The organism is Pseudomonas sp. TE21394 (assembly GCF_054057835.1).
This window is the reverse complement of sequence record NZ_JBSRZR010000001.1, coordinates 2,313,320-2,335,541: the sequence shown is the minus strand read 5'-3', so window position 1 is coordinate 2,335,541 and position 22,222 is coordinate 2,313,320. Positions and strand designations below refer to the sequence as shown.

Below are 22,222 nucleotides of genomic sequence, written 5' to 3'. Positions count from 1 at the left end.
CATCGCGTCGCCCCTTGCATGCTCGAACCTTATTGCCGGTATCGCGCCGCCCCCCATTCCAGCAGCGTCTGCAGAAGCTGCTTCAACACCTGTTGGGTCGGCCGCGCCAGGTCGTCACGGTAGACGAATGGCTCGACTTCCTCCATGTAGGTGCTTTGCGCCAGCTCCAGTTGTACCGCATGAATGTGCCTGGCCGGGTCACCGTAATGGCGGGTGATATGGCCGCCCTTGAAGCGTCCGTTGAGCACATGGCTGTAGCCTCGCGCTTGCCCACATACACCTACCAGCCGCTCGGCCAAGGCCGGGTCGCAACTGGTGCCGTTGAAGGTACCCAGGTTGAAGTCCGGTAGCTTGCCTTCGAACAGGTGCGGGATCCGCGAGCGGATAGAATGGGCGTCCCACAGCAGTGCGTAGCCGAACTGCTCACGCAGCCGGGCCAGTTCGTTGCGAATGGTGTCGTGGTAAGGCCGCCAGATCTGCTCCAGGTATCCCTTGCGCTGCTGGTCAGTCGGCGCCATACAGTCCTTGAACAACGGTTCGCCTGCGAACAGCGTGTCCGGGTACAGGCCGGTGGTAGCACCGGCGTACAGCGGCTTGTCGTCATCCGGGCGGTTCAGATCGATGACGAAGCGCGAATACTCCGCTGCCACCACACTGGCGCCCATCTCACGGGCAAAGTCATACAGCCGTGGAATATGCCAGTCGGTGTCCGGCAGGCTGCGTGCCTGTTCGACCAGGCCATCTCGTACCACCGGCGACAGTTTCAGGCCGGCATGCGGCATGCTGACCAGCAGCGGCAGCCGGCCCTGGTGGAAACTCAGTACCTTGTCCATCGTGCCCCTCTCAGTGGGTAATTTCGAGGCCCATGCGCACCACGCGCTTGGGTAGGTCACCGCCCAGCCAGTAGGCCAGGTCGGCAGGGCGTTCGATCTGCCAGGCGACGAAGTCGGCCACCTTGCCCACTTCCAGCGAGCCGTGGCTGTCGCCCAGGCCCAGCGCCGTGGCGGCGTGCAGGGTGACGCCGGCCAGGGCTTCCTCCGGGGTCATGCGGAAACAGGTGCAGCCCATGTTCAGCATCAGGCGCAACGACAGCCCCGGCGAAGTCCCCGGATTGAGGTCGCTGGCAAGCGCAATCCTGACCCCGTGGCGGCGCAGCGCGTCCATCGGCGGCAACTGGGTTTCGCGCAGGAAATAGAAGGCCCCTGGCAGCAACACAGCGACCGTGCCGGCCTTGGCCATGGCAATGGCATCTTCCTCGGTCATGAACTCCAGGTGGTCGGCCGACAGCGCCTGGTAGCGCGCCGCCAGGCTGGAACCATGCAACGACGACAACTGCTCGGCGTGCAGCTTGACCGGCAGGCCCAGCTCCTGCGCCTTGATGAACAGCCGCTCGACCTGGGCCGGGGAGAACGCCAGGTGTTCACAGAAAGCGTCTACCGCATCGACCAAACCTTCAGCGGCGAGGGCCGGCAGCATTTCGTCGCAGATGTGGGCAATGTAGTCATCGGCCCGACCGGCGTATTCCGGCGGCAATGCATGCGCCGCCAGGCAGGTGCTACGCACGGCCAGCGGCAGCTCGTCAGCCAGGCGCCGGGCAACGCGCAGCATCTTGCGTTCGTTGGCCAGGTCCAGGCCGTAGCCGGACTTGATCTCGATAGTGGTGACGCCATCGCGCATCAGCGCCTGGACCCGTTGGCGAGCACTGAAAAACAGTTCGTCTTCGCTGGCCGCGCGGGTCGCCCGCACGGTGCTGGCAATACCACCACCCTGAGCGGCGATTTCGGCATAGCTCACGCCCTGCAGGCGCTGCTCGAACTCGCCGCTACGGTTGCCGCCAAATACCGCGTGGGTATGGCAGTCGATCAGCCCCGGGGTGACCCAGGCACCACCCAGGTCCACCGTGCGTTCAGCCTCGACCGTCGCCAGCTCGGCGCACGGGCCGAGCCATTCGATCAGCCCGTCACGGGTGACGATGGCCGCGTTCTCGATGGCCGAGTAACGGCCCTCGGCCATGGTTGCCACATGGCAGTTCTGCCATAGGGTTGTCATGCACAATCTCCTTTGCTAGCGGTGCAGCTCGGCCGGTTCCGCAGCCGGCTGGCCCTGCCCCGCGCGCGGTTTGCACCACAGCAGGTAGGACGCCACCAGGAATACCACCCACAGCACGCCGACGAGCAACGCTGCCTGTGTATCGGGGAAGTAACCGAGCACACCAAAGATGAATACCATGAACGCAATGGCCATGGCCGGGCCGTAAGGCCAGAACGGTACCGGGAATTGCAGTCGGGCCACGTGGTCGCGGCTCATGCCGCGGCGCATGGCCACTTGGGTAAGCAGGATCATCAGCCACACCCATACAGTGGCGAAAGTCGCAATCGAGGCGATCAGCAGGAACACGTTTTCCGGGATCAGATAGTTGAGCAGCACGCCGATCAGCAGTGCAGCGCCCATCACCAATACCGTCATCCACGGCACACCATGTTTCGACAGCTTGCCGAAGCCGCGCGGGGCGTGGCCTTGCTGGGCCAGGCCATACATCATGCGGCCTGCGCCGAAGATGTCGCTGTTGATGGCAGAGATCGCGGCGGAAATCACCACGATGTTCAGCACCGCGGCGGCAGAACCAATGCCCAGGTTGCTGAAGATTTGCACGAACGGGCTGCCCTGACTGCCGATTTGCGGCCATGGGTACAGGCACATCAGCACCAGCAGGGTGAGCACATAGAACAGCAGGATGCGCAACGGCACGGCGTTGATCGCCTTGGGGATCACGCGTTGCGGGTCCTTGGCCTCACCGGCGGTGACGCCGATGATCTCGATGCCGCCGAAGGCAAACATCACCACCGCAAAGGAGGCGATCAGCCCCCCCACGCCATTGGGCATGAAGCCGCCATGCTCGAACAGGTTGCCGATGCCCCCGGCCTGCGGGCTGCCTGCCTGGCTGAAGCCGAAGGCCATGATGCCGAGGCCGGCCAGGATCATCGCCACGATGGCACCGACCTTGAGCAGCGACAGCCAGAATTCCATTTCGCCAAATACCCTGACGTTGCACAAATTGAGGCCGCCGATCAGGAAAACGATGCCCAGCACCCAGACCCAGCGTGCCACTTCCGGGAACCAGAAGCCCATGTAGATACCGAATGCGGTGACGTCGGCAATGGCGACGATGATCATCTCGAAGGCGTAGGTCCAGCCAAGGATGAAGCCCGCCATGGGGCCCAGGTAGGTGCTGGCGTAGTGGCCGAACGAGCCGGCAACCGGGTTGTGCACGGCCATTTCACCGAGCGCGCGCATGACCATGAACACGGCGCCGCCACCGATCAGGTAAGCCAGCAACACGGCCGGGCCGGCCATCTGGATGGCCGAGGCAGAGCCGTAGAACAGGCCGGTGCCGATGGCGGAACCGAGGGCCATGAAACGGATATGGCGGGCTGACAGGCCGCGCTTGAGACCTTGAGCTTGTTGCATGTCACGTCCTTGAGTTGTTTTTGTGGTCGTGAGGTCGACGGGGCCGCTGTGCGGCCCCAGGGTATTACAGGCTTGGCAGCACCCCCGTCGGCAGCAGTCCGGTCAGGCAGCCCTTGGCCAACAGTTCCACGGCCTTTTCGATATCGGGCGCAAAGAAACGGTCGCGGTCGTAGTGTGGCACCTCGCTGCGCAGCGCCTGGCGCGCCTGCTCCAGCTTGGCCGAGGTCTTCAGGCCCTTGCGCAGGTCAAGGCCCTGGCAGGCACCCAGCCATTCGATGGCCAGCACGCCGCGGGTGTTCTCGGCCATTTCCCAGAGACGTTTGCCGGCGGCGGGGGCCATCGATACGTGGTCTTCCTGGTTGGCCGAAGTCGGCAGGCTGTCGACACTGTGTGGGTGCGACAAGGCCTTGTTCTCGCTGGCCAGGGCGGCAGCGGTGACCTGGGCGATCATGAAGCCGGAGTTGACCCCGCCGTTTTCCACCAGGAACGGCGGCAGCTGGGACATGTGCTTGTCCATCATCAGCGAGATGCGGCGCTCGCTGAGCGAGCCGATTTCGGCGATGGCCAGGGCGATGTTGTCGGCGGCCATGGCCACCGGCTCGGCGTGGAAGTTACCGCCGGAAATGACGTCGCCCTCGGCGGCGAACACCAGTGGGTTGTCCGACACCGCGTTGGCCTCGATGCCCAGTACTTCGGCGGCCTGGCGCAACTGGGTCAGGCAGGCGCCCATGACCTGCGGCTGGCAGCGCAGCGAGTACGGGTCCTGAACCTTGTCGCAGTTCTTGTGCGACAGCGAGACTTCGCTGGAGTCGCCCAGCAGGTCACGGAAGCAGGCAGCGGTATCGATCTGGCCACGCTGGCCACGCACTTCGTGGATACGCGCATCGAACGGCGAGCGCGAACCCAGTGCCGCTTCGACGCTCAGGCTGCCGCAGGCGATGGCCGCTGCATACAGGTCTTCGGCCTGGAACAGGCCACGCAGGGCATAGGCGGTGGAAGCCTGGGTACCGTTGAGCAGGGCCAGACCCTCCTTGGCGGCCAGGGTCAGCGGCTCGAGGCCGGCAACCGCCAGGGCTTCGGTGGCCGGCAGCCACTGGCCCTGGTGGCGGGCCTTGCCTTCGCCGAGCAGTACCAGCGACATGTGCGCCAGCGGGGCGAGGTCGCCGGAGGCGCCCACCGAACCCTTGAGTGGAATGTGCGGGTAGACTTCGGCGTTGACCAGGGCGATCAGCGCGTCGATGACCTTGCGGCGGATGCCGGAGAAGCCGCGGCTGAGGCTGTTGATCTTCAGTACCATGATCAACCGGACCAGGTCATCGTCCAGCGGCGCGCCGACACCGGCGGCGTGAGACAGCACCAGCGAGCGCTGCAGGTTTTCCAGGTCGTGGCTGGCGATGCGGGTCGAGGCCAGCAGGCCGAAACCGGTGTTGATGCCATAGGCGGTGCGGTCTTCGGCAATGATCTGCTCGACGCAGGCAACACTGGCGTCGATGGCAGGCGCGGCGCTGGCATCCAGGCTCAGGTGCACTGGCGCCTGGTGGATACCGCGCAGCTGGGCCAGGGTCAGCTGGCCAGGAATGAGGTTCAGGGCTTCCATGTAAAGTCTCCTTTCTATTGTTCAGTGCGCGGCCGGCAGCACAGGCTGCGGCGCGAGCGAGGATTTCAACAGGGCCGCGGCGCGGGCGATGTCCGGCGCCAGCCAGCGGTCTTCCACGTACGCCGGCACCTGCTCACGCAGCAGGCGCCAGGCGGCATGGGTACCCACGCCGAAGCGCTGGCCATTGAAGAATTCGAAGGCCTGGGCGGCCAGCAGGTACTCGATGGCCAGGATCTGGAAACAGTTCTCCAGCACCTGGTGCAGCTTGAGCGCTGCATTGGTACCCAGGCTCAGATGGTCTTCCTGCAGCCCGGAAGTGACGTAGTTGTCGAGCACTGCCGGTTGCGCCAGTTGACGGTTCTGCGCGCACAGCGCGGCGGCCACATACTGGGCGATCATCATCCCTGAGTTGACCCCCGGGTTGCTGACCAGAAACGCCGGCAGGCCGCTGACCAGCGGGTTGACCAGGCGGTCCAGGCGACGCTCGGCGATCGCACCGATCTCGGCCATGGCAATCGCCAGCAGGTCGGCCGCCAGGGCCACCGACTGGCCGTGCGGATTGGCCTGGGAGACCACCCGGAAGTCGTCCGGCGTGCCCAGCAGCAGCGGGTTGTCGTTGGCGCCGTTGAGTTCGGCCTCGATCTGCTGCACCACATGCACCAGCTGGTCGCGGGCGGCGCCGTGCACCTGCGGGATCGAGCGGATGCTCAGGGCATCCTGGGTACGGATGCCTTTGCTGGCAGCGATCACTTCGCTGTCGGCCAGCAGCGCTCGCAGGTTCGCGCCCACCACCTGCATGCCCGGGTGGGGCTTGAGGGCAATGATCTCGGGGTCGAAGGCGGCGATCTGGCCGCGCAGCGCTTCAAAGCTCATGGCGCCGATCACGTCGGCCCATTGCAGCAGCCGGCTGGCATCGTCCAGGGCCAGGCAGGCCAGCCCGGTCATGCACGGCGTGCCATTGACCAGACACAGGCCGTCCTTGGCGCCCAGCTGTACCGGTGCCAGGCCTTCATCGGCCAGGGCCTCGGCGGCATCGACAAGCTGCCCGCGGTAGCTGACCTTGCCGATACCCAGCAGGCACACGCCAACATGGGCCATGTGGGTCAGATAGCCAACCGAACCCTGGGACGGCACCTGCGGGGTGATGCCGTGGTTGAGCAATGCCAGCAATGCCTCGACCACGCTGCGCTGGATACCGGACTTGCCATGGCTGTAGTTGCAGACGGCCGCGCAGATGATCGCCCGTGTCTGTTCATCGGCCAGCGCCGGGCCGACACCACAGGCGTGGCTGAGCAAAGTGTTGCGCGACAGCTGGCTGAGCTGCTCGCCCTGCAGCGAAACATTGCACAACGCGCCCAGCCCGGTGTTCACGCCATAGGCGCGCTCACCGCTGGCGACGATATGGCGGACAATCGCCTGGGCATTGTCGATGCGCGCCCAGACCTGCGGGGCCAGCTCTAGGCGCGCCCCTTGGCGGGCGACCGCGGCGATGTCCTGCCAGCGCAGTGCTGCGCCACTGAGAGTGACCGTATCGACCTGCAACATGCTGCCTCTCATACCGCGACCGCGCGGCGCTGGACAAACCGGTCGACATATTCATCGGCCGGGTCGTGGAGGATCTGGTGCGGCGTGCCGACCTGGATCAGGCGGCCATCCTTGAGAATGGCGATGCGGTTGCCGATGCGCACGGCCTCGTCCAGGTCATGGGTGATGAACACGATGGTCTTGTGCAGGGTCTTCTGCAGCTCCAGCAGCTGGTCCTGCATTTCTGCGCGGATCAGCGGGTCGAGGGCACTGAATGCCTCATCCATGAGGATGATGTCGGTATCCGCCGCCAGCGCCCGTGCCAGGCCGACGCGTTGGCGCATGCCGCCGGACAGCTGGTGCGGGTATTTCTTCTCGTAGCCCTTCAGGCCGACGGTCTCGATCCACTGCTGGGCGCGTTCGGCACACAGCTGCTTGTTCTCGCCGCGCACCTTCAGGCCATAGGCGACGTTGTCCAGCACATTGCGGTGCGGCAGCAGGCCGAAGCTCTGGAACACCATGCTGATCTTGCGCCGACGAAATTCGCGCAGTGCGTCCATGTCGTACTGCAGGATGTCCTCGCCATCGACCAGGATCTGCCCGCTGGTGGGATCGATCAGGCGGTTGAAATGGCGTACCAGCGTCGACTTGCCCGAGCCGGACAGGCCCATGATCACGAAGATCTCGCCACTGCCGATGGACAACGACAGGTCGTTGACGCCAACCACGCAACCGGTCTGCGCCAGCACCTGGTCCTTGCCGTGGTTGTTGCGGATCAACTGCAGGGCCTCGTCGGCACGATCGCCGAAGATCTTGAAGACGTTTTTCACTTCGATCTTGCTGATCGGCTGCATGCTCATTTGCTCACCTCATGGCGTGGCCGGCCATAGGCCTGGGTAATGCGATCGATCACCACCGCGAGAATCACGATGGCCAGGCCCGCTTCCAGGCCACGACCGACGTTGAGGGTCTGGATACCGACCAGCACGTCCTCGCCCAGGCCACGGGCACCGATCATCGAGGCGATCACCACCATCGACAGGGCCATCATGGTGGTCTGGTTGATACCGGCCATGATGCTCGGCAGCGCCAGCGGCAGCTGCACGCCGAACAGTTGCTGCCAACGGTTGGCGCCGAAGGCGTTGATCGCTTCCATGACTTCGCCGTCGACCTGGCGAATACCCAGGTCGGTCAGGCGGATCAGCGGTGGCGCCGCGTAGATCACCGTGGCGAAGATCGCCGGCACCTTGCCCAGGCCGAACAGCATCAGCACCGGGATCAGGTACACGAAGCTGGGCATGGTCTGCATGATGTCCAGCAGCGGCATCAGCACCGCGCGCAGGCGGTTGCTGCGCGCCGACAGGATGCCCAGGGGGATGCCCACCAGGACCGAGATCAGCGTGGCCACCAACATCAGCGCCAACGTCTGCATCAGTTTGTCCCACAGGCCGACGGCCCCCACCAGGAACAGCAGGCCGGTGATCACCAGGGTCGGCACGACACGCCGGGTGGCGTGCCAGGCGATGACAGCCACCACGCCGAGCATCAGCCACCAGGGTGTCGCCCGCAGCATGCCTTCGAGGCTGACGATCGCCCACAGCAGGGTATCGGAGATGTGCCGGAACACATCCCCATAGTTGGTCACCAGGGCGTCGACCCAGCCGTTGACCCAGTCGGCGATGGAGAATGTCAGGTTGTCAGGAAACATAGGTTCCACTCATCAGCTGAGGACGCTCAGAGCGCCGCGTTGATCTTCTTGGCAGCCGCTTCGCTGACCCAGGCCTGCCAGACTTCAGGATGTTCCTTGAGGAACGCCTTGGCCAGCACAGGCGACTCGATCCGATCCTTGGTCATGCGTGCCAGGTTCTGGTTCAGCAGGTCGATGGGCAGGTTGACCTTCTGCAGTACCTCGACCAGCTCCGGCGCCTCGTCGTGGAAGGTTTTGGAAAGGCCGACCTTGATCGACACGGTCTTGTCCACGCCATCCTTTTCCTGCAGCTTGACCAGGTCGACCTGGCCCATCAGCGGGGTGGGTGTCCAGTAGTAGAACAGGATCGGCTCGCCGCGCTTGTAGCTTGACAGCACGGCGGCATCCAGCGCAGGGCCGGTGCCGGGGCGGAAGTTGGTGTAGCTGCTCTCCAGGCCGTACTCCTTGAGCATCCTGGTGTTGTCCAGCTCGCAGGTCCAACCAGCCGGACAGTTGTAGAAGCGACCTTTGCTGGGCTCTTCCTGGTCCTTGAACACGCTGGAATACCTGGCCAGGTCAGCCACGCGCTTGAGGTCCGGCGCCTTGGCTTCGAGGTTGCGCTTGGCGTCGCCCTCGATCACGTAGCGCGGCACGTACCAGCCCTCCTCCGCGCCTACGACCGGAGCGCCGACACCGACCACCTTGCCGGCGGCTTCGGCCTTGTTCCAGACCTCGCTGCGGCCAACCCACTCTTCGGCGAACACCTGGATGTCATTGGTGCCCAGCGCGTTCTCCATGGTGATGGAGTTACCGGGCAGGCTGTCGGTCGAGCAGCCATAGCCGTTCTTCAGCACGAATTGCATCACGTCGGTCAGCAGCATGCCGCTTTCCCAGTTCAATCCGGCGAACTTCACCGGCTTGCCAGACTCGCACCAGCCAGCGGCCTGGCTGCTACCGGCAGCACCGAGCAGGCCAAGGGCAAACAGCGAAGCAAGCAAGGTCTTGTTGGTTTTCATTGCGTGACGCTCCCAAACTTGAAAGTGGAATTCGGCAGTCCTTGCAAGAAAAAAGCTGGCTCCATGAAGGTGCTGCGTGGCTCGGCCCGCAGCACCCCGTGGACGATCAGCCAGTGATCATCGGCAGGTTCAGACCCTGCTCTTTGGCGCAATCGATCGCGATCTGGTAACCCGCGTCGGCGTGACGCATCACCCCGGTGGCCGGGTCGTTGGTCAGCACGCGGGCGATACGCTCGGCCGCCGCATCGGTGCCGTCACATACGATGACCATGCCAGAGTGCTGGGAGAAGCCCATGCCCACGCCACCACCATGGTGCAGCGAAACCCAGGTGGCACCGCTGGCGGTGTTCAGCAGCGCATTGAGCAGCGGCCAGTCGGACACGGCATCCGAACCATCCTGCATGGCCTCGGTCTCGCGGTTGGGGCTGGAAACCGAACCCGAGTCGAGGTGGTCGCGACCGATCACGATCGGTGCCGACAGCTCGCCACTGCGCACCATCTCGTTGAACGCCAGGCCCAGCTTGGCCCGCAGCCCCAGGCCAACCCAGCAGATACGGGCCGGCAGGCCCTGGAAGCTGATGCGTTCGCGGGCCATGTCCAGCCAGCGATGCAGGTGGGCGTCATCCGGGATCAGTTCCTTGACCTTGGCGTCGGTCTTGTAGATGTCCTCGGCATCGCCGGACAGCGCGGCCCAGCGGAACGGGCCAATACCGCGGCAGAACAGTGGGCGGATGTACGCCGGGACGAACCCCGGGAAGTCGAAGGCATTGGCGACGCCCTCTTCCTTGGCCATCTGGCGGATGTTGTTGCCATAGTCGAAGGTCGGCACGCCTTGCTTCTGGAAGTCGAGCATGGCCTGCACGTGGACGGCCATCGACTGCTTGGCGGCCTTGACCACGGCAGCCGGCTCGGTCTGCGCACGGTCGCGATACTGCTCCCAGGTCCACCCCGCTGGCAGGTAGCCGTTGAGCGGGTCGTGGGCGCTGGTCTGGTCGGTAACCATGTCCGGGCGTACGCCGCGTCTGACCAGTTCGGGCAGGATTTCTGCGGCGTTGCCATGCAGGGCGATGGAAATGGCCTTGCCTTCGGCGGTGTACCGAGCGATGCGCGCCAGAGCGTCGTCGAGGTCGTGGGCCTGCTCGTCCACGTAGCGGGTCTGCAGGCGGAAATCGATTCGGCTCTGCTGGCACTCGATGTTCAGCGAGCAGGCGCCGGCCAGGGTGGCCGCCAGGGGCTGGGCGCCGCCCATGCCGCCCAGGCCCGCGGTCAGCACCCACTTGCCTTTGAGGCTGCCCCCGTAGTGCTGGCGGCCTGCCTCGACGAAGGTTTCATAGGTGCCCTGGACGATGCCCTGGCTGCCGATGTAGATCCAGCTGCCGGCGGTCATCTGACCGTACATGGCCAGGCCCTTGGCATCCAGTTCGTTGAAGTGCTCCCAGTTGGCCCAGTGCGGTACCAGGTTGGAGTTGGCGATCAGCACGCGCGGGGCGTTGGCGTGGGTCTTGAACACACCGACCGGTTTGCCCGACTGCACCAGCAAGGTTTCATCGTCGTTCAGCTGGGTCAGGCTCTCGACGATCTTGTCGTAGCAAGCCCAGTTGCGTGCGGCGCGGCCAATGCCGCCATACACCACCAGTTCTTTCGGGTTTTCGGCAACCTGCGGGTCGAGGTTGTTCATCAGCATGCGCAGCGGCGCTTCGGTCAGCCAGCTTTTGGCGGTCAGCTTGTTGCCACGCGGGGCGCGGATCTCGACGTCACGGAATTTGTTCAGCTTGTTGTCAGTCACGAAAAGTGCTCCTCGAGCGATCTATCCAAAACCCGACGCGATCGGCGGGCCAGTGGTGCGGTTTGTACAGCGCGAAGTGGACGGCCTATCCACTTGCGCTCACTTGGCTTTACTTGTACATACAAGCATATGCAATCGGACGGCCAAGTTGCTTTTCCGGGCGCTTCCAGAGGGCCGCTTATGGCGTTGCAGGCCCGATGGCTCAAGGGATGCAGGAAATTGAAAAAAACTGGCGAGAAGATTGGCGAGGGGGACGAGGCCCGCTGGGCATTGCGCCATCTTGGGGCGTTCGGTAACAGACCAGACTTTTTCGGGGCGTTACCGGGTAACTCTTGGTGGGCGATGTGCGGCCCTTTCGCCGGGTTGCGAAGGGCCGGCGGATATCACGAAAGCGCAGTCAGCTCGATAACACAACAACGTCCGAGCACTTCCACTTCCAGCAGGCGGTCGTTACCGCTCAGTTGCAAGCAATCATACAGCTGCAGCGTCGGCTGCAACTGGCCGTCGATACTCACCTGCAATTGCGCCTGGCCACTGAACACCAGCACCGTGCCGGCGGCACTGAACAACCGACTGCCGCCGTGGTACCACTGCAGTCGAGCACGGTAACGCAGTGGTGCGTAGATCAGGTTGAAGTCGCGAATCGCCCCACCCAGCAGCGCGCAGCTCACCTGGCTTTCACCGCTGAACGCGTAGGCATCGAAGGGCACCAGCGGCCGGCTGGGCTGGCCATCCACTGTAAGGCGCATGCCATCCCCTTGCAGCACGGTGATGATGCGCTGATAACCGGCAAAGGTAGAGAACCCACCGGAGGCCTCGATATCGGCTATCGACAGACGCCAGCCGAAGCCCTCGAGCCCGTCACCGGCATCGCGGGTGATTTCCTCGGTGAAGCCACCACCGTTCTTCCACGGCATGCGCGGGTAGTCTTTGGCATGCAGCCAGTGCACTTGGCTCATTTGCTGAAACGTCCTTCCAGGCGATGACGGGAACCGGGGTGGATCAGCCGCGCCGCGGTGACAGGCTGGCGACCGGACCAGGTGCGGCGGCGGATCAACAGGCATGGCTCACCGTGCTCGATCTGCAGCAGCTTGCATTCCTCAGGCTCGGCAAGGATGGCTTCGACAACGTGCTCGCCCTCGGTCAGCGGCGCTACCTGGGACAGGTAGGCGTAGGGCGTCTGCAAGGTGAAATCCTGCTTGAGGTAGTCCGGGGCGATCAGGGCATTGACGTAACGGTCTTCGATTTGCACCGGGACGCCGTTTTCGTAATGCACGATCAACGAATGGAACACCCGCTGGCCTTCGCGCATATCGAGGGCCAGGGCGCGTTCGGAGCCAGCGGTTTCCTCGGCCAGGGTGATCACCTGGCAGCGATGCTGGTGGCCACGGGCGGCGATTTCATCGGCGATATTGTTGACTTCGAAAAGCGCCGAACGGGTCTTGGGCTCGGCAACGAAGGTACCGACCCCCTGCATGCGCACCAGCAGCCCTTCGGCGGTCAGCTCGCGCAACGCGCGGTTGATGGTCATGCGGCTGAAGCCCAGCTGGCTGACCAGCTCGCTTTCGGACGGCACGCGGTGGTGCGGCGGCCAGCTGCCATTTTCGATCTGCTGGGCGATCATCTGCTTGACCCGGGCGTACAGCGGCGCCGGGCCCTCGCCCATTTGGGCCACCAGCGCGGAAACAGAAGGTGTCGGCACGGCGTTTGATCCTTGTGCGAATAGATTGATGGTAGCTTGCCGGAGTTTACCCGGCAGGCAAACGGCTGTATATGTATATACAAGTTGAACAATAACAGGATAGCGCAATGCCCGCCTATTACGCCGAACGTGCCCTCCTGCCCACCGGCTGGGCCCACAATGTCCGTTTCGAGGTAGCCGCCGACGGCACTCTGGCGGCAGTCGAAGCCGAAGCCAGTGGCGAAGGCGCAGAGCGCCTTGGTGGCCCTGTGCTGCCAGGCATGCCCAACCTGCACTCGCATGCCTTCCAGCGGGCCATGGCGGGCCTGGCGGAGGTGGCCGGCAACCCCAACGACAGCTTCTGGACCTGGCGTGACCTGATGTACCGCCTGGTCGGCCAGATCAGCCCGGAGCAACTGCAGGTCATCGCCCGCCAGCTGTACATCGAGATGCTCAAAGCTGGCTACACCTCCGTAGCCGAGTTCCACTACGTGCACCACGACCGGGCCGGCCAGGCCTATGCCGACCCGGCCGAGCTGTCCCGCCGCATCTGCGCGGCTGCCACTGACAGCGGTATCGGCCTGACCTTGTTACCGGTGCTGTATAGCCATGCCGGGTTTGGCGGCCAGGCGCCGAATGACGGGCAGCGGCGTTTCATCAACTCCACCGAAAGGTACCTGCAGTTGCAAGCGCAGCTGGCCCCTCTGCTGGCCGGCCAACCGGCACAGCAACTGGGTTTGTGCTTCCATTCGCTACGGGCGGTGACCCCTGGGCAGATTACCGAGGTCCTGGCAGCCAGCGACCAGCAATGCCCGGTACATATCCACATCGCCGAGCAGCAGAAGGAAGTCGATGACTGCCTGGCCTGGAGCGGCCAGCGTCCGTTGCAGTGGCTGTACCAGCATGTGGACGTGAACCGGCGCTGGTGCCTGGTACATGCCACCCACGCCGAGCCGGACGAAGTCACCGCGATGGCCCGCAGCGGCGCGGTGGCGGGACTGTGCCTGACCACCGAAGCCAACCTGGGCGACGGGATCTTCCCGGCGGTGGACTACCTGGCACAGGGCGGCCGCCTGGGCATCGGCTCGGACAGCCATGTATCGCTGAGCGTGGTGGAGGAGCTGCGCTGGCTGGAATACGGCCAGCGGCTGCGTGACCAGCGGCGTAACCGCCTGCATCGTGGCGACCAGCCGATGGTCGGGCGCACCTTGTATGACGCGGCGCTGACAGGTGGCGCACAAGCGTTGGGGCAGGCGGTCGGGAAGCTGGCGGTGGGCAAGCGGGCCGACTGGCTGGTGCTCGATGGGCAGGACCCTTACATCGCCATGGCCGAGGGTGATGCCATTCTCAACCGCTGGCTGTTTGCTGGCGGTGATCGGCAGGTGCGCGATGTGATGGTGAATGGGCAGTGGGTGGTGCGCCAGGGGCGACATGCGCAGGAAGAGGACAGCGGGCAGGCATTTGCCGAGGTGTTGCGCCAGCTGTTGGGCTAGAGATGTACTGGGGCTGCCTTGCAGCCCCACAATTCAATGCATCTTGACGATTTTCTGGTCCGAAGCGCGCCAGATCAAGCGGCTGGTGTCATACCCCTGTTGCCGCGCCCTGGACATCAGGTTCTCGCGCTCCCAGGCCGGTAGCGTCGGCGTACGCGACAGGAGCCACAAGTGCTTGCGGTCGGGGCTGCCGACCACCGCCGTGCGGTAACGCTCGTCCACATACAGAATCCAGTACTCGCCCCTGGCCACGCCTGGCACCAGCTTGGTGAACCAGTTGTCGAACTCGACCCACAACTTGTCGGTGTGGCCCGGCTCCTGAATGTTCGCGTGCCCTTCTGCACGCAGCCATTCGTCACCCATCGTGCGGCAACGGTTGAGCACGCCCAGGCTGCCATCGACCCTGAGGTTGTAGTGCGCCTCGGATTGCTCACAACCGTCCTGGTATTGCATCGGCAGGCGTGCCAGCTCGTACCATTTTCCCTGGTAGCGCTTGAGGTCGACATTGCCAGCGGTTTTCGGCGCGAGGGGGTCATGCACCGAGCCGGCACAGCCACCCAGCAGCAACGCCAGGCATACCCCCATCAGCAGGTACAGGCGCCTCATTTGAGGCCCTGCCCTGAATACATCAGCACCTTGTCAGCCGCGTACTGCACACTGATGAAGCTCTTCTCGTCCCCCCAGGTGCAGCTGCTCATGCCCAGCGCGCCGGAACACTCGGTCGGTGTGCCGAGCAACTGCTCGACCTCGGCCTTGGTCATACCGGCCTTGATCTTGGAATAGTTTTCCTGATTGATCTTGCTGCATGCAGTCAGGACGACGCACAGCGACAACAGGGCGAGGGAACGCAACGACATGAAGGACACTCCTGGACAGGGGATACAGGCGAGTGGCCTGCAGTGACCTTCGACGGAAAAATCCCTCCCAGGTTCCCTGCCCTCCCCCCTTTCCCCTTACACCATTGGTCGGATGGCCACTAATGTGCGATTAATCACAAAGCATTAGCCGCGCAGGCAATAAAAAAGCCGCTTCCGTGAAGAAGCGGCCTTGCGTTACGACGGCCTGCGCGGCGGGCCCCCTGGCCTCAGAACCTCGACCCGGGCTCCAGCAGGAAGTCCATCTCTTCGCTGGTACTCGGCCGTTCCAGCACCAGGTTGCGGTGCGGAAAGCGCCCGAATCGGGCGATTACCCGCTGGTGCTGCTCGGCATAGTCGAGGAAGCCTTCGAACAGGCGGCGGTTCGCCTCAGGCTGCTCGTCCAGCAGTATCTGGTAGCGCTCGACACACAGGTTCTGCCAGTCCAGCACCTCGGCATGCTCCAGCACCAGCAGCACGAATACCCGCTGGATCGGCAGCAGCTGGTAGTCCCAGCCCTTCTGCAAGCCCTGCATGGCCACTACCTGGGCACGCCGGTCACCTTCGAAGGCACGTGGCGTGTCGCGATAGATCATGCGCGGCAGCTGGTCCAGCAGGATCAGCAGGCCCAGCCAGCCCTGCGGGCTCTGCTGCCACTCGTCGAGCCCGCCGGCCAGGGCCTGCTCGACCAGATCACCAAACAGCGCATGGGCCTCGGCATCGTGATGCTTGCCGAACCACAGCGTGCTCTTCTCGTCAGCCACGGCCTGGGGACTGGTGCCCCAACCGAACCACCACTCCAGCAACGGCTGCCAAGGTGCGAGCATGACTTACTCCTTGTGGTAGGCGGTAACGCGCTCGACCTCTTCCTTCGAGCCGAGGATTACCGACACGCGCTGGTGCAGGCTCTCAGGCTGGATGTCGAGGATGCGATCGTAACCGTTGGTGGAAGCGCCGCCGGCCTGCTCGATGATGAACGACATCGGGTTGGCTTCGTACATCAGGCGCAGTTTGCCCGGCTTGCTCGGCTCGCGGGCGTCACGTGGGTACATGAACAGGCCGCCACGGGTGAGGATGCGGTGCACGTCGGCCACCATCGAGGCGATCCAGCGCATGTTGTAGTTCTTTTTCAGCGGGCCGGTCTCGCCTGCCAGCAGTTCGCCTACGTAGCGCTGGATCGGTGCTTCCCAGTGGCGCTGGTTGGACATGTTGATGGCGAATTCGGCGGTGGTTTCCGGCACGCGGATGTTTTCGTGGGTGAGGACGAAGCTGCCCAGCTCGCGGTCCAGGGTGAAGCCCTTGACGCCGTTGCCCAGGGTCAGGATCAGCATGGTCTGCGGGCCATAGATGGCGTAACCGGCAGCGACCTGCTGGGTGCCTGGCTGCAGGAAGGCGTTTTCGTTCAGGGTTTCGTTCTGGCTCAGGTACTCGTTAGGGCAACGCAGTACCGAGAAGATGGTGCCGACCGACACGTTGACGTCGATGTTGGACGAGCCGTCCAGCGGGTCGAAGACCAACAGGTAGGCACCTTTCGGGTACTTCCCCGGGATCTGGTAGGCGTTGTCCATTTCTTCGGAGGCCATGCCGGCCAGGTGGCCACCCCACTCGTTGGCCTCCAGCAGGATGTCGTTGGAAATCACGTCCAGCTTCTTCTGGACTTCGCCCTGCACGTTTTCAGTGCCCATGCTGCCCAGCACGCCACCGAGGGCGCCTTTGGACACGTGATGGCTGATTTCCTTGCACGCACGCGCCACCACCTCGATCAGGAAGCGCAGATCGGCAGGGGTATTGTTGCTGCGGGTCTGCTCAATCAGATAGCGACTCAGGGTAACGCGGGACATGTATGGCTCCGAAAGGATTGGCGGGATAAAAACCCACGCAGTTTACAGGGAGAGTTGCAGGCTAGCGAGTGATGAGACTCGCCACGGCTCTCAGACGGCACAATAGGTCGGGAGTTCAGCGTGCGCCAGGCCAACGGTCTGGTTATAGGCCTATTCACGGGCATGCCCGCGAACAGGCCAGTTCAGGCTCGAATCAATCCAGAGCCTTCCAGATCTCGCTGGCATATTCACGAATGGTCCGGTCCGACGAGAACCAGCCCATTCGCGCGGTGTTCAGCACCGCCATGCGCCACCACTCCTGCGGCTTGTGCCACAAATCCTCGACCCGCTGCTGGGCGTCCCAGTAGGCGTCGAAATCGGCACACACCAGGAAGCGGTCATAGGCCACCAGCCCATCGATCAGCGCGGTGTAGCGCGACGGATCATCCGGCGAGAATACCCCGCTGCGGATGGCTTGCAGCACGTCGTTCAGGCGGCTGGACGCGGCAATCGCCGCCGTGGCGCCGAAATCTCCGCCGCGCCGCCGCGCTTCCACCTGCTGCGCAGTGAGGCCGAAGATGAACATGTTGTCGGTCCCGACCTGCTCGCTCATTTCCACATTGGCGCCATCCAGGGTGCCGATGGTCAACGCGCCGTTCAGGCCGAACTTCATGTTGCTGGTGCCCGACGCTTCGTAGCCGGCGGTTGAAATCTGCTCGGAAAGGTCCGCCGCCGGGATGATGCATTCGGCCAGGCTGACGTTGTAATTGGGCAGGAACACCACCTTCAGCAGGCCACGCACCGTGGGGTCGTTGTTCACCACCCGGGCAATGTCGTTGGCAAGCTTGATGATCAGCTTGGCCTGGTGATAGCTGGCCGCGGCCTTGCCGGCGAAGATCTTGACCCGCGGCACCCAGTCGGTGCCCGGATCATTGCGCATGGCCTGGTACAGCGCCACGGTGTGCAGCAGGTTGAGCAGCTGGCGCTTGTACTCGTGGATGCGCTTGACCTGCACGTCGAACAGCGCCTCGGGGTTCACCGTAACGCCCAGGCGGTCCTGGATGATGCTGGCGAGGGCACGCTTGCTGTGCAGGCGCTGGGCAGCGAACTGCTTGCGGAAAGCGCTTTTATCGGCGAACGGCACCAGGCCGGCCAGGCGCCCCTCAGGGTCATCCAGCAGCTCAGGGCCCAGCGCCTCGACCAGCATGGCCGTTAGCTGCGGGTTGGACTGGTAGAGCCAACGGCGGAAAGTGATGCCGTTGGTCTTGTTGTTGATCCGCTGCGGGTAAAGTTTGTGCAGCTCGGCGAACACCGTGCTTTTCATCAGTTTGCTGTGCAGCGCCGAAACCCCGTTGACGCTGTGCGAGCCGAGAAATGCCAGGTTGCCCATGCGCACCCGACGGCCGTTGTCTTCCTCGATCAGCGACACCGCCCGCAATACATCGAAGTCATGCAGGCCTTTCGCTCGCAGCGCGTCGATATGGTAGGCGTTGATCAGGTAGATGATTTGCATGTGCCGCGGCAGCATCCGCTCCATCAGCGCCACCGGCCAGGTTTCCAGGGCTTCGGGCAACAGGGTGTGGTTGGTGTAGGCCAGGGTGCTCACGGTCAGTTCCCAGGCGGTATCCCATGGAATTTCATGCTGGTCGACCAGCAGGCGCATCAGCTCGGCCACGGCAATCGACGGATGGGTGTCGTTGAGCTGGATGGCCGCCGCATCGGGCAGGTTGAGCAGGTTGTCATGCATGTTCAGGTGACGGCGCAACAGGTCCTGCAGCGAGGCCGAGACAAAGAAGTATTCCTGGCGCAGGCGCAGCTCCTGGCCGGCTTCGGTGCTGTCGGCCGGGTAAAGGACCCGCGAGATACTCTCGGCCCGCGCGACTTCGGCTACCGCCCCAAGGTGGTCGCCGGCATTGAAGCGTTCCAGGTGCAGCTCTTCCAGCGCCCGCGCACGCCACAGGCGCAGGGTGTTGACGCTGGCGCCACGCCAACCGACTACCGGTGTGTCGTAGGCCACCGCGCGCACGGTCTCGCCCGGCCACCATACCTGGCGCTGGTGGCCGTGCGTGTCATGCACCGTCTCGACGCTGCCGCCGAAGCTGATCGGGTAGATCACCTCGGCGCGCTCGAACTCCCAGGGGTTGCCGAAATCCAGCCAGTTCTCGGTCTGTTCCTGCTGCCAACCATCGACCATGGCCTGGCGGAACAGCCCGTGTTCATAGCGGATGCCATAGCCGTGGGCGGCAATACCGAGGGTCGACATGCTCTCCATGAAGCACGCTGCAAGACGCCCCAGGCCGCCGTTACCCAGCGCCGCATCGGGCTCGAGCAGACGAATCCGCTCCAGGTCCACATCCAGCCCTTGCAGTGCATCGCGGGCGATGTCGAGCAGGCCCAGGTTGCTGAGGCTGTCATACAACAGGCGGCCAATGAGAAATTCGAGGGAAAGGTAATAGACCCGCTTCTGGCTACGGCGATAAGCCTGGCGGGTGTGGTCCATCCAGTGATCGACCATGTGATCGCGCGCGGCCAGGGCGATGGCTTCGAACCAGTCGTGGTCGAAGGCATGTTCCGGGTCCTTGCCAACCGCGTAGGTCAGCTTGTCCAGTACAGCGGCGCGGAATTCGGCCACCTCGGCGTCACGAGCTTTGGGTTCCTGGGACATGCGGCATCCTCGGGCAAGTTGACGAAAACGGAGGGAGACTTTTGAGCCTAGACCCTTCGACAGGGAGTGACAGTTACCGTTCGCAGTTTTCATGCCCACTCTGCGATTACGGCAAAAGGTTGTTCATAAATTGAACAATTCCGGTATCATCGCGCGCCCCAAGACCGTGATACACCCCCATAACGATGAAAACGACCCTGATCGCCGCGGCCGAAGTCGACCGCCTGGAGACCTGGCAGCGCTACACCAGCAACATGTGCCATGGCTGCCATTCGACCTGCTGCACCCTGCCGGTGGAGGTGAAGATCAAGGATCTGATCCGTATCGGCGTGGTCGACGAGTTCGAAAAAGACGAACCGCCCAAGAACATCGCCAAGCGCCTGCAGAAAGAAGGCATCATCGAACGCTTCAACCAGAAGTCGGGAATCTTCACCCTGACCCGCATGAGCAACGACGACTGCCTGTATCTGGACCGCAAGAGCCGGCTGTGCACCATTTACGACAAGCGCCCGGACACTTGCCGCAACCACCCCAAGGTCGGGCCCCGACCGGGGTATTGTGCCTACAAGCCGAAAGTGGTCGGGCGCTGAGAACGCGTAATGCGTGAGATTTCAGGGCTGCTTTGCGGCCCCAGAATCCGAAGCCATACGAAAACGCCCCCGGCCTTGCGACCGGGGGCGTTTTCTTTCAGCTCACGCTAGACGATCAAGCCTTGGCTTTCTTGGCAGCGCGGGTACGCTCGCCTTCGTCCAGGATCTTCTTGCGCAGGCGGATCGACTTCGGCGTGACTTCGCACAGCTCGTCGTCCTGGATGAATTCCAGGGCCTGTTCCAGGGTGTGGCGAACCGGCGGTACCAGGGCGATGACTTCGTCCTTGCCCGATGCACGCATGTTGTCGAGCTTCTTGCCTTTGGTCGGGTTCACGCCCAGGTCGTTGTCACGGCTGTTCAGGCCGATGATCTGGCCGTTGTAGATATCCTGGCCGTGCTCGATGAACAGCTTGCCGCGCGCCTGCAGGGTTTCCAGCGAGTAGGTCAGCGCCTTGCCGGTCTCGATCGAAACCAGTACACCGTTCAGGCGGCCGGACATATGGCCTGGCTTCATGGTGTCGTAGCGATCGAAGATCGAGGTCAGGATGCCGGCACCGTTGGTCAGGGTCAGGAACTGGTTACGGAAACCGATCAGGCCACGAGCAGGTACGTTGTATTCCAGACGTACACGGCCCTTGCCATCCGGCGCCATGTTGGTCAGGTCGCCTTTACGCAGGCCCATTTCTTCCATGACCTTGCCCTGGGATTCTTCAGGGATGTCGATGGTGACGTTCTCGTACGGTTCCTGCTTGACGCCGTTCACCTCGCGGATGATCACTTCAGGACGGCCTACGGCCATCTCGAAGCCTTCACGACGCATGGTTTCGATCAGTACCGACAGGTGCAACTCACCACGGCCGGAAACCTTGAACTTGTCAGCCGAGTCGCCTTCTTCAACGCGCAGTGCAACGTTGTACAGCAGCTCCTTGTCCAGACGTTCCTTGATATTACGGCTGGTGACGAACTTGCCTTCCTTGCCGCAGAACGGCGAGTCGTTGACCTGGAAGGTCATCGAAACAGTCGGCTCGTCAACGGTCAGCGGCTTCATGGCTTCGACGTGGTTCATGTCGCACAGGGTGTCGGAAATGAACAGCTCGTCGAAACCGCTGATGCAGACGATGTCGCCAGCAGTGGCTTCTTCGACGTCGACGCGGTGCAGGCCGTGGTGGCCCATCAGCTTCAGGATACGGCCGTTGCGCTTTTTGCCTTCGGTGTCGATGGCGATGACCGGGGTGTTCGGCTTGATGCGGCCGCGGGCGATGCGACCAACGCCGATCACGCCGAGGAAGCTGTTGTAGTCCAGTGCCGAGATCTGCATCTGGAACGGGCCGTCGACGTCAACGGTCGGGGCCGGTACGTGGTCGACGATGGCCTGGTACAGCGGGGTCATGTCTTCGGCCATGTTGGTGTGGTCCAGGCCGGCGATGCCGTTCAGGGCCGAGGCGTAGACAACCTGGAAATCCAGCTGGTCGTCGGTGGCGCCGAGGTTGTCGAACAGGTCGAAGATCTGGTCCAGAACCCAGTCAGGACGTGCGCCCGGGCGGTCGACCTTGTTGATGACCACGATCGGCTTCAGGCCGGCTTCGAAAGCCTTCTTGGTCACGAAGCGGGTTTGCGGCATCGGGCCGTCCTGGGCGTCGACCAGCAGCAGCACCGAATCGACCATCGACATCACGCGCTCAACCTCGCCACCGAAGTCGGCGTGGCCGGGGGTGTCGACGATGTTGATGCGGTAGTCGTTCCAGCGGATGGCAGTGTTTTTCGCCAGGATGGTAATGCCGCGCTCTTTTTCCTGGTCGTTGGAGTCCATCACGCGCTCGTCGTTGAGCTCGTTACGCTCCAGGGTGCCGGACTGGCGCAGGAGTTTGTCGACCAGGGTGGTTTTACCATGGTCAACGTGGGCGATGATGGCGATGTTACGCAGATTTTCGATCACAACTGTATCTCGATCAGAGGATTCGGTTGCCGCCAGTATAGGCGGCGAATATGTACGCTTTGAGGCTCAGCGGGCCCGATGGTCGGGAGGGCGATGGCGGATGCT

The 22,222-nt window shown here is 63.4% G+C and carries 19 protein-coding genes; 2 read left to right on the top strand and 17 right to left on the bottom strand.

Annotated elements, in window-relative coordinates:
- Positions 1–29 precede the first annotated feature (29 nt).
- From hutG to hutC, 11 genes are all read right to left on the bottom strand, one after another.
- A complete protein-coding gene (gene hutG, locus ACVWZT_RS10815) occupies positions 30–833 on the bottom strand; it encodes an N-formylglutamate deformylase (protein ID WP_457469287.1) in 804 nt (267 codons plus the stop codon).
- A 10-nt stretch (positions 834–843) separates the two neighbouring features.
- A complete protein-coding gene (gene hutI, locus ACVWZT_RS10810; RefSeq protein WP_457469286.1) occupies positions 844–2,049 on the bottom strand; it encodes an imidazolonepropionase in 1,206 nt (401 codons plus the stop codon).
- A gap of 15 nt (positions 2,050–2,064) precedes the next feature.
- Positions 2,065–3,468 (bottom strand): amino acid permease, encoded by a 1,404-nt coding sequence (locus ACVWZT_RS10805; RefSeq protein ID WP_457469284.1) that lies wholly within the window; start codon positions 3,466–3,468, stop codon positions 2,065–2,067.
- 64 nt (positions 3,469–3,532) lie between these two features.
- Positions 3,533–5,065 (bottom strand): histidine ammonia-lyase, encoded by a 1,533-nt coding sequence (hutH, locus tag ACVWZT_RS10800; protein ID WP_296232786.1) that lies wholly within the window; start codon positions 5,063–5,065, stop codon positions 3,533–3,535.
- 21 nt (positions 5,066–5,086) lie between these two features.
- On the bottom strand, positions 5,087–6,610 hold the full coding sequence (locus tag ACVWZT_RS10795) for an HAL/PAL/TAL family ammonia-lyase (protein WP_457469282.1): 1,524 nt from the start codon (positions 6,608–6,610) through the stop codon (positions 5,087–5,089).
- Between the two features lie 8 nt (positions 6,611–6,618).
- On the bottom strand, positions 6,619–7,449 hold the full coding sequence (locus ACVWZT_RS10790) for a quaternary amine ABC transporter ATP-binding protein (protein WP_296232783.1): 831 nt from the start codon (positions 7,447–7,449) through the stop codon (positions 6,619–6,621).
- On the bottom strand, positions 7,446–8,297 hold the full coding sequence (locus ACVWZT_RS10785) for an ABC transporter permease (RefSeq protein WP_296232782.1): 852 nt from the start codon (positions 8,295–8,297) through the stop codon (positions 7,446–7,448). Before ACVWZT_RS10785 ends, ACVWZT_RS10790 begins: the two co-directional genes overlap by 4 nt.
- Before the next feature lie 26 nt (positions 8,298–8,323).
- Positions 8,324–9,292, bottom strand: coding sequence for an ABC transporter substrate-binding protein (locus ACVWZT_RS10780; RefSeq protein ID WP_296232781.1), 969 nt, complete (start codon positions 9,290–9,292; stop codon positions 8,324–8,326).
- Between the two features lie 106 nt (positions 9,293–9,398).
- Positions 9,399–11,078 (bottom strand): urocanate hydratase, encoded by a 1,680-nt coding sequence (gene hutU / locus ACVWZT_RS10775; RefSeq protein WP_457469280.1) that lies wholly within the window; start codon positions 11,076–11,078, stop codon positions 9,399–9,401.
- A gap of 383 nt (positions 11,079–11,461) precedes the next feature.
- Entirely contained in the window at positions 11,462–12,037 is a 576-nt protein-coding gene (locus ACVWZT_RS10770; RefSeq protein WP_457469278.1) for a HutD/Ves family protein, read from the bottom strand.
- Positions 12,034–12,744 (bottom strand): histidine utilization repressor, encoded by a 711-nt coding sequence (gene hutC / locus ACVWZT_RS10765; protein ID WP_296232820.1) that lies wholly within the window; start codon positions 12,742–12,744, stop codon positions 12,034–12,036. The genes ACVWZT_RS10770 and hutC overlap by 4 nt, the downstream gene beginning before the upstream one ends.
- 143 nt (positions 12,745–12,887) lie before the next feature.
- Between hutC and ACVWZT_RS10760 the strand changes: the two genes are divergently transcribed.
- Complete coding sequence (locus ACVWZT_RS10760) at positions 12,888–14,252, top strand: formimidoylglutamate deiminase (RefSeq protein ID WP_457469277.1); 1,365 nt, start codon at positions 12,888–12,890, stop codon at positions 14,250–14,252.
- Positions 14,253–14,285: 33 nt separating this feature from the next.
- Here ACVWZT_RS10760 and ACVWZT_RS10755 read toward each other — a convergent pair whose 3' ends face one another.
- The 5 genes from ACVWZT_RS10755 to ACVWZT_RS10735 all read right to left on the bottom strand — a co-directional run bounded on the left by ACVWZT_RS10755 (position 14,286) and on the right by ACVWZT_RS10735 (position 19,591).
- Complete coding sequence (locus ACVWZT_RS10755) at positions 14,286–14,858, bottom strand: lipocalin family protein (RefSeq protein ID WP_457469276.1); 573 nt, start codon at positions 14,856–14,858, stop codon at positions 14,286–14,288.
- Positions 14,855–15,109 carry an outer membrane protein assembly factor BamE domain-containing protein gene (gene bamE / locus ACVWZT_RS10750; RefSeq protein WP_296232772.1) on the bottom strand — a complete coding sequence of 85 codons (255 nt, stop codon included), beginning with the start codon at positions 15,107–15,109 and terminating at the stop codon, positions 14,855–14,857. The genes ACVWZT_RS10755 and bamE overlap by 4 nt, the downstream gene beginning before the upstream one ends.
- Positions 15,110–15,336: 227 nt before the next feature.
- A complete protein-coding gene (locus ACVWZT_RS10745; protein ID WP_296232771.1) occupies positions 15,337–15,933 on the bottom strand; it encodes a DUF924 family protein in 597 nt (198 codons plus the stop codon).
- Positions 15,934–15,936: 3 nt separating this feature from the next.
- Positions 15,937–16,947 carry a class 1 fructose-bisphosphatase gene (locus tag ACVWZT_RS10740; protein WP_296232770.1) on the bottom strand — a complete coding sequence of 337 codons (1,011 nt, stop codon included), beginning with the start codon at positions 16,945–16,947 and terminating at the stop codon, positions 15,937–15,939.
- Between the two features lie 193 nt (positions 16,948–17,140).
- Positions 17,141–19,591: a glycogen/starch/alpha-glucan phosphorylase gene (locus ACVWZT_RS10735; RefSeq protein WP_457469274.1), complete on the bottom strand. Its 2,451-nt coding sequence runs from the start codon at positions 19,589–19,591 to the stop codon at positions 17,141–17,143.
- Positions 19,592–19,776: 185 nt separating this feature from the next.
- Between ACVWZT_RS10735 and ACVWZT_RS10730 the strand changes: the two genes are divergently transcribed.
- Entirely contained in the window at positions 19,777–20,181 is a 405-nt protein-coding gene (locus ACVWZT_RS10730; protein WP_296232767.1) for a YkgJ family cysteine cluster protein, read from the top strand.
- A gap of 115 nt (positions 20,182–20,296) precedes the next feature.
- On the opposite strand, the gene typA is transcribed toward ACVWZT_RS10730, so the two are convergent.
- Positions 20,297–22,117, bottom strand: a complete 1,821-nt coding sequence (gene typA, locus ACVWZT_RS10725) for a translational GTPase TypA (protein ID WP_225779565.1) — start codon at positions 22,115–22,117, stop codon at positions 20,297–20,299.
- Positions 22,118–22,222 lie beyond the last annotated feature (105 nt).

What these genes read in the sequence shown, in the direction of transcription:
- ACVWZT_RS10755 (WP_457469276.1), bottom strand. Translation starts at nt 14,858, where the DNA reads ATGAGGCGCCTGTACCTGCTGATGGGGGTATGCCTGGCGTTGCTGCTG.
- ACVWZT_RS10785 (WP_296232782.1), bottom strand. Translation starts at nt 8,297, where the DNA reads ATGTTTCCTGACAACCTGACATTCTCCATCGCCGACTGGGTCAACGGC.
- ACVWZT_RS10795 (WP_457469282.1), bottom strand. Translation starts at nt 6,610, where the DNA reads ATGTTGCAGGTCGATACGGTCACTCTCAGTGGCGCAGCACTGCGCTGG.
- ACVWZT_RS10745 (WP_296232771.1), bottom strand. Translation starts at nt 15,933, where the DNA reads ATGCTCGCACCTTGGCAGCCGTTGCTGGAGTGGTGGTTCGGTTGGGGC.
- ACVWZT_RS10735 (WP_457469274.1), bottom strand. Translation starts at nt 19,591, where the DNA reads ATGTCCCAGGAACCCAAAGCTCGTGACGCCGAGGTGGCCGAATTCCGC.
- ACVWZT_RS10760 (WP_457469277.1), top strand. Translation starts at nt 12,888, where the DNA reads ATGCCCGCCTATTACGCCGAACGTGCCCTCCTGCCCACCGGCTGGGCC.
- ACVWZT_RS10770 (WP_457469278.1), bottom strand. Translation starts at nt 12,037, where the DNA reads ATGAGCCAAGTGCACTGGCTGCATGCCAAAGACTACCCGCGCATGCCG.
- ACVWZT_RS10790 (WP_296232783.1), bottom strand. Translation starts at nt 7,449, where the DNA reads ATGAGCATGCAGCCGATCAGCAAGATCGAAGTGAAAAACGTCTTCAAG.
- ACVWZT_RS10805 (WP_457469284.1), bottom strand. Translation starts at nt 3,468, where the DNA reads ATGCAACAAGCTCAAGGTCTCAAGCGCGGCCTGTCAGCCCGCCATATC.
- hutC (WP_296232820.1), bottom strand. Translation starts at nt 12,744, where the DNA reads ATGGGCGAGGGCCCGGCGCCGCTGTACGCCCGGGTCAAGCAGATGATC.
- hutH (WP_296232786.1), bottom strand. Translation starts at nt 5,065, where the DNA reads ATGGAAGCCCTGAACCTCATTCCTGGCCAGCTGACCCTGGCCCAGCTG.
- ACVWZT_RS10780 (WP_296232781.1), bottom strand. Translation starts at nt 9,292, where the DNA reads ATGAAAACCAACAAGACCTTGCTTGCTTCGCTGTTTGCCCTTGGCCTG.
- hutI (WP_457469286.1), bottom strand. Translation starts at nt 2,049, where the DNA reads ATGACAACCCTATGGCAGAACTGCCATGTGGCAACCATGGCCGAGGGC.
- hutG (WP_457469287.1), bottom strand. Translation starts at nt 833, where the DNA reads ATGGACAAGGTACTGAGTTTCCACCAGGGCCGGCTGCCGCTGCTGGTC.
- ACVWZT_RS10740 (WP_296232770.1), bottom strand. Translation starts at nt 16,947, where the DNA reads ATGTCCCGCGTTACCCTGAGTCGCTATCTGATTGAGCAGACCCGCAGC.
- ACVWZT_RS10730 (WP_296232767.1), top strand. Translation starts at nt 19,777, where the DNA reads ATGAAAACGACCCTGATCGCCGCGGCCGAAGTCGACCGCCTGGAGACC.
- bamE (WP_296232772.1), bottom strand. Translation starts at nt 15,109, where the DNA reads ATGTCGTTGCGTTCCCTCGCCCTGTTGTCGCTGTGCGTCGTCCTGACT.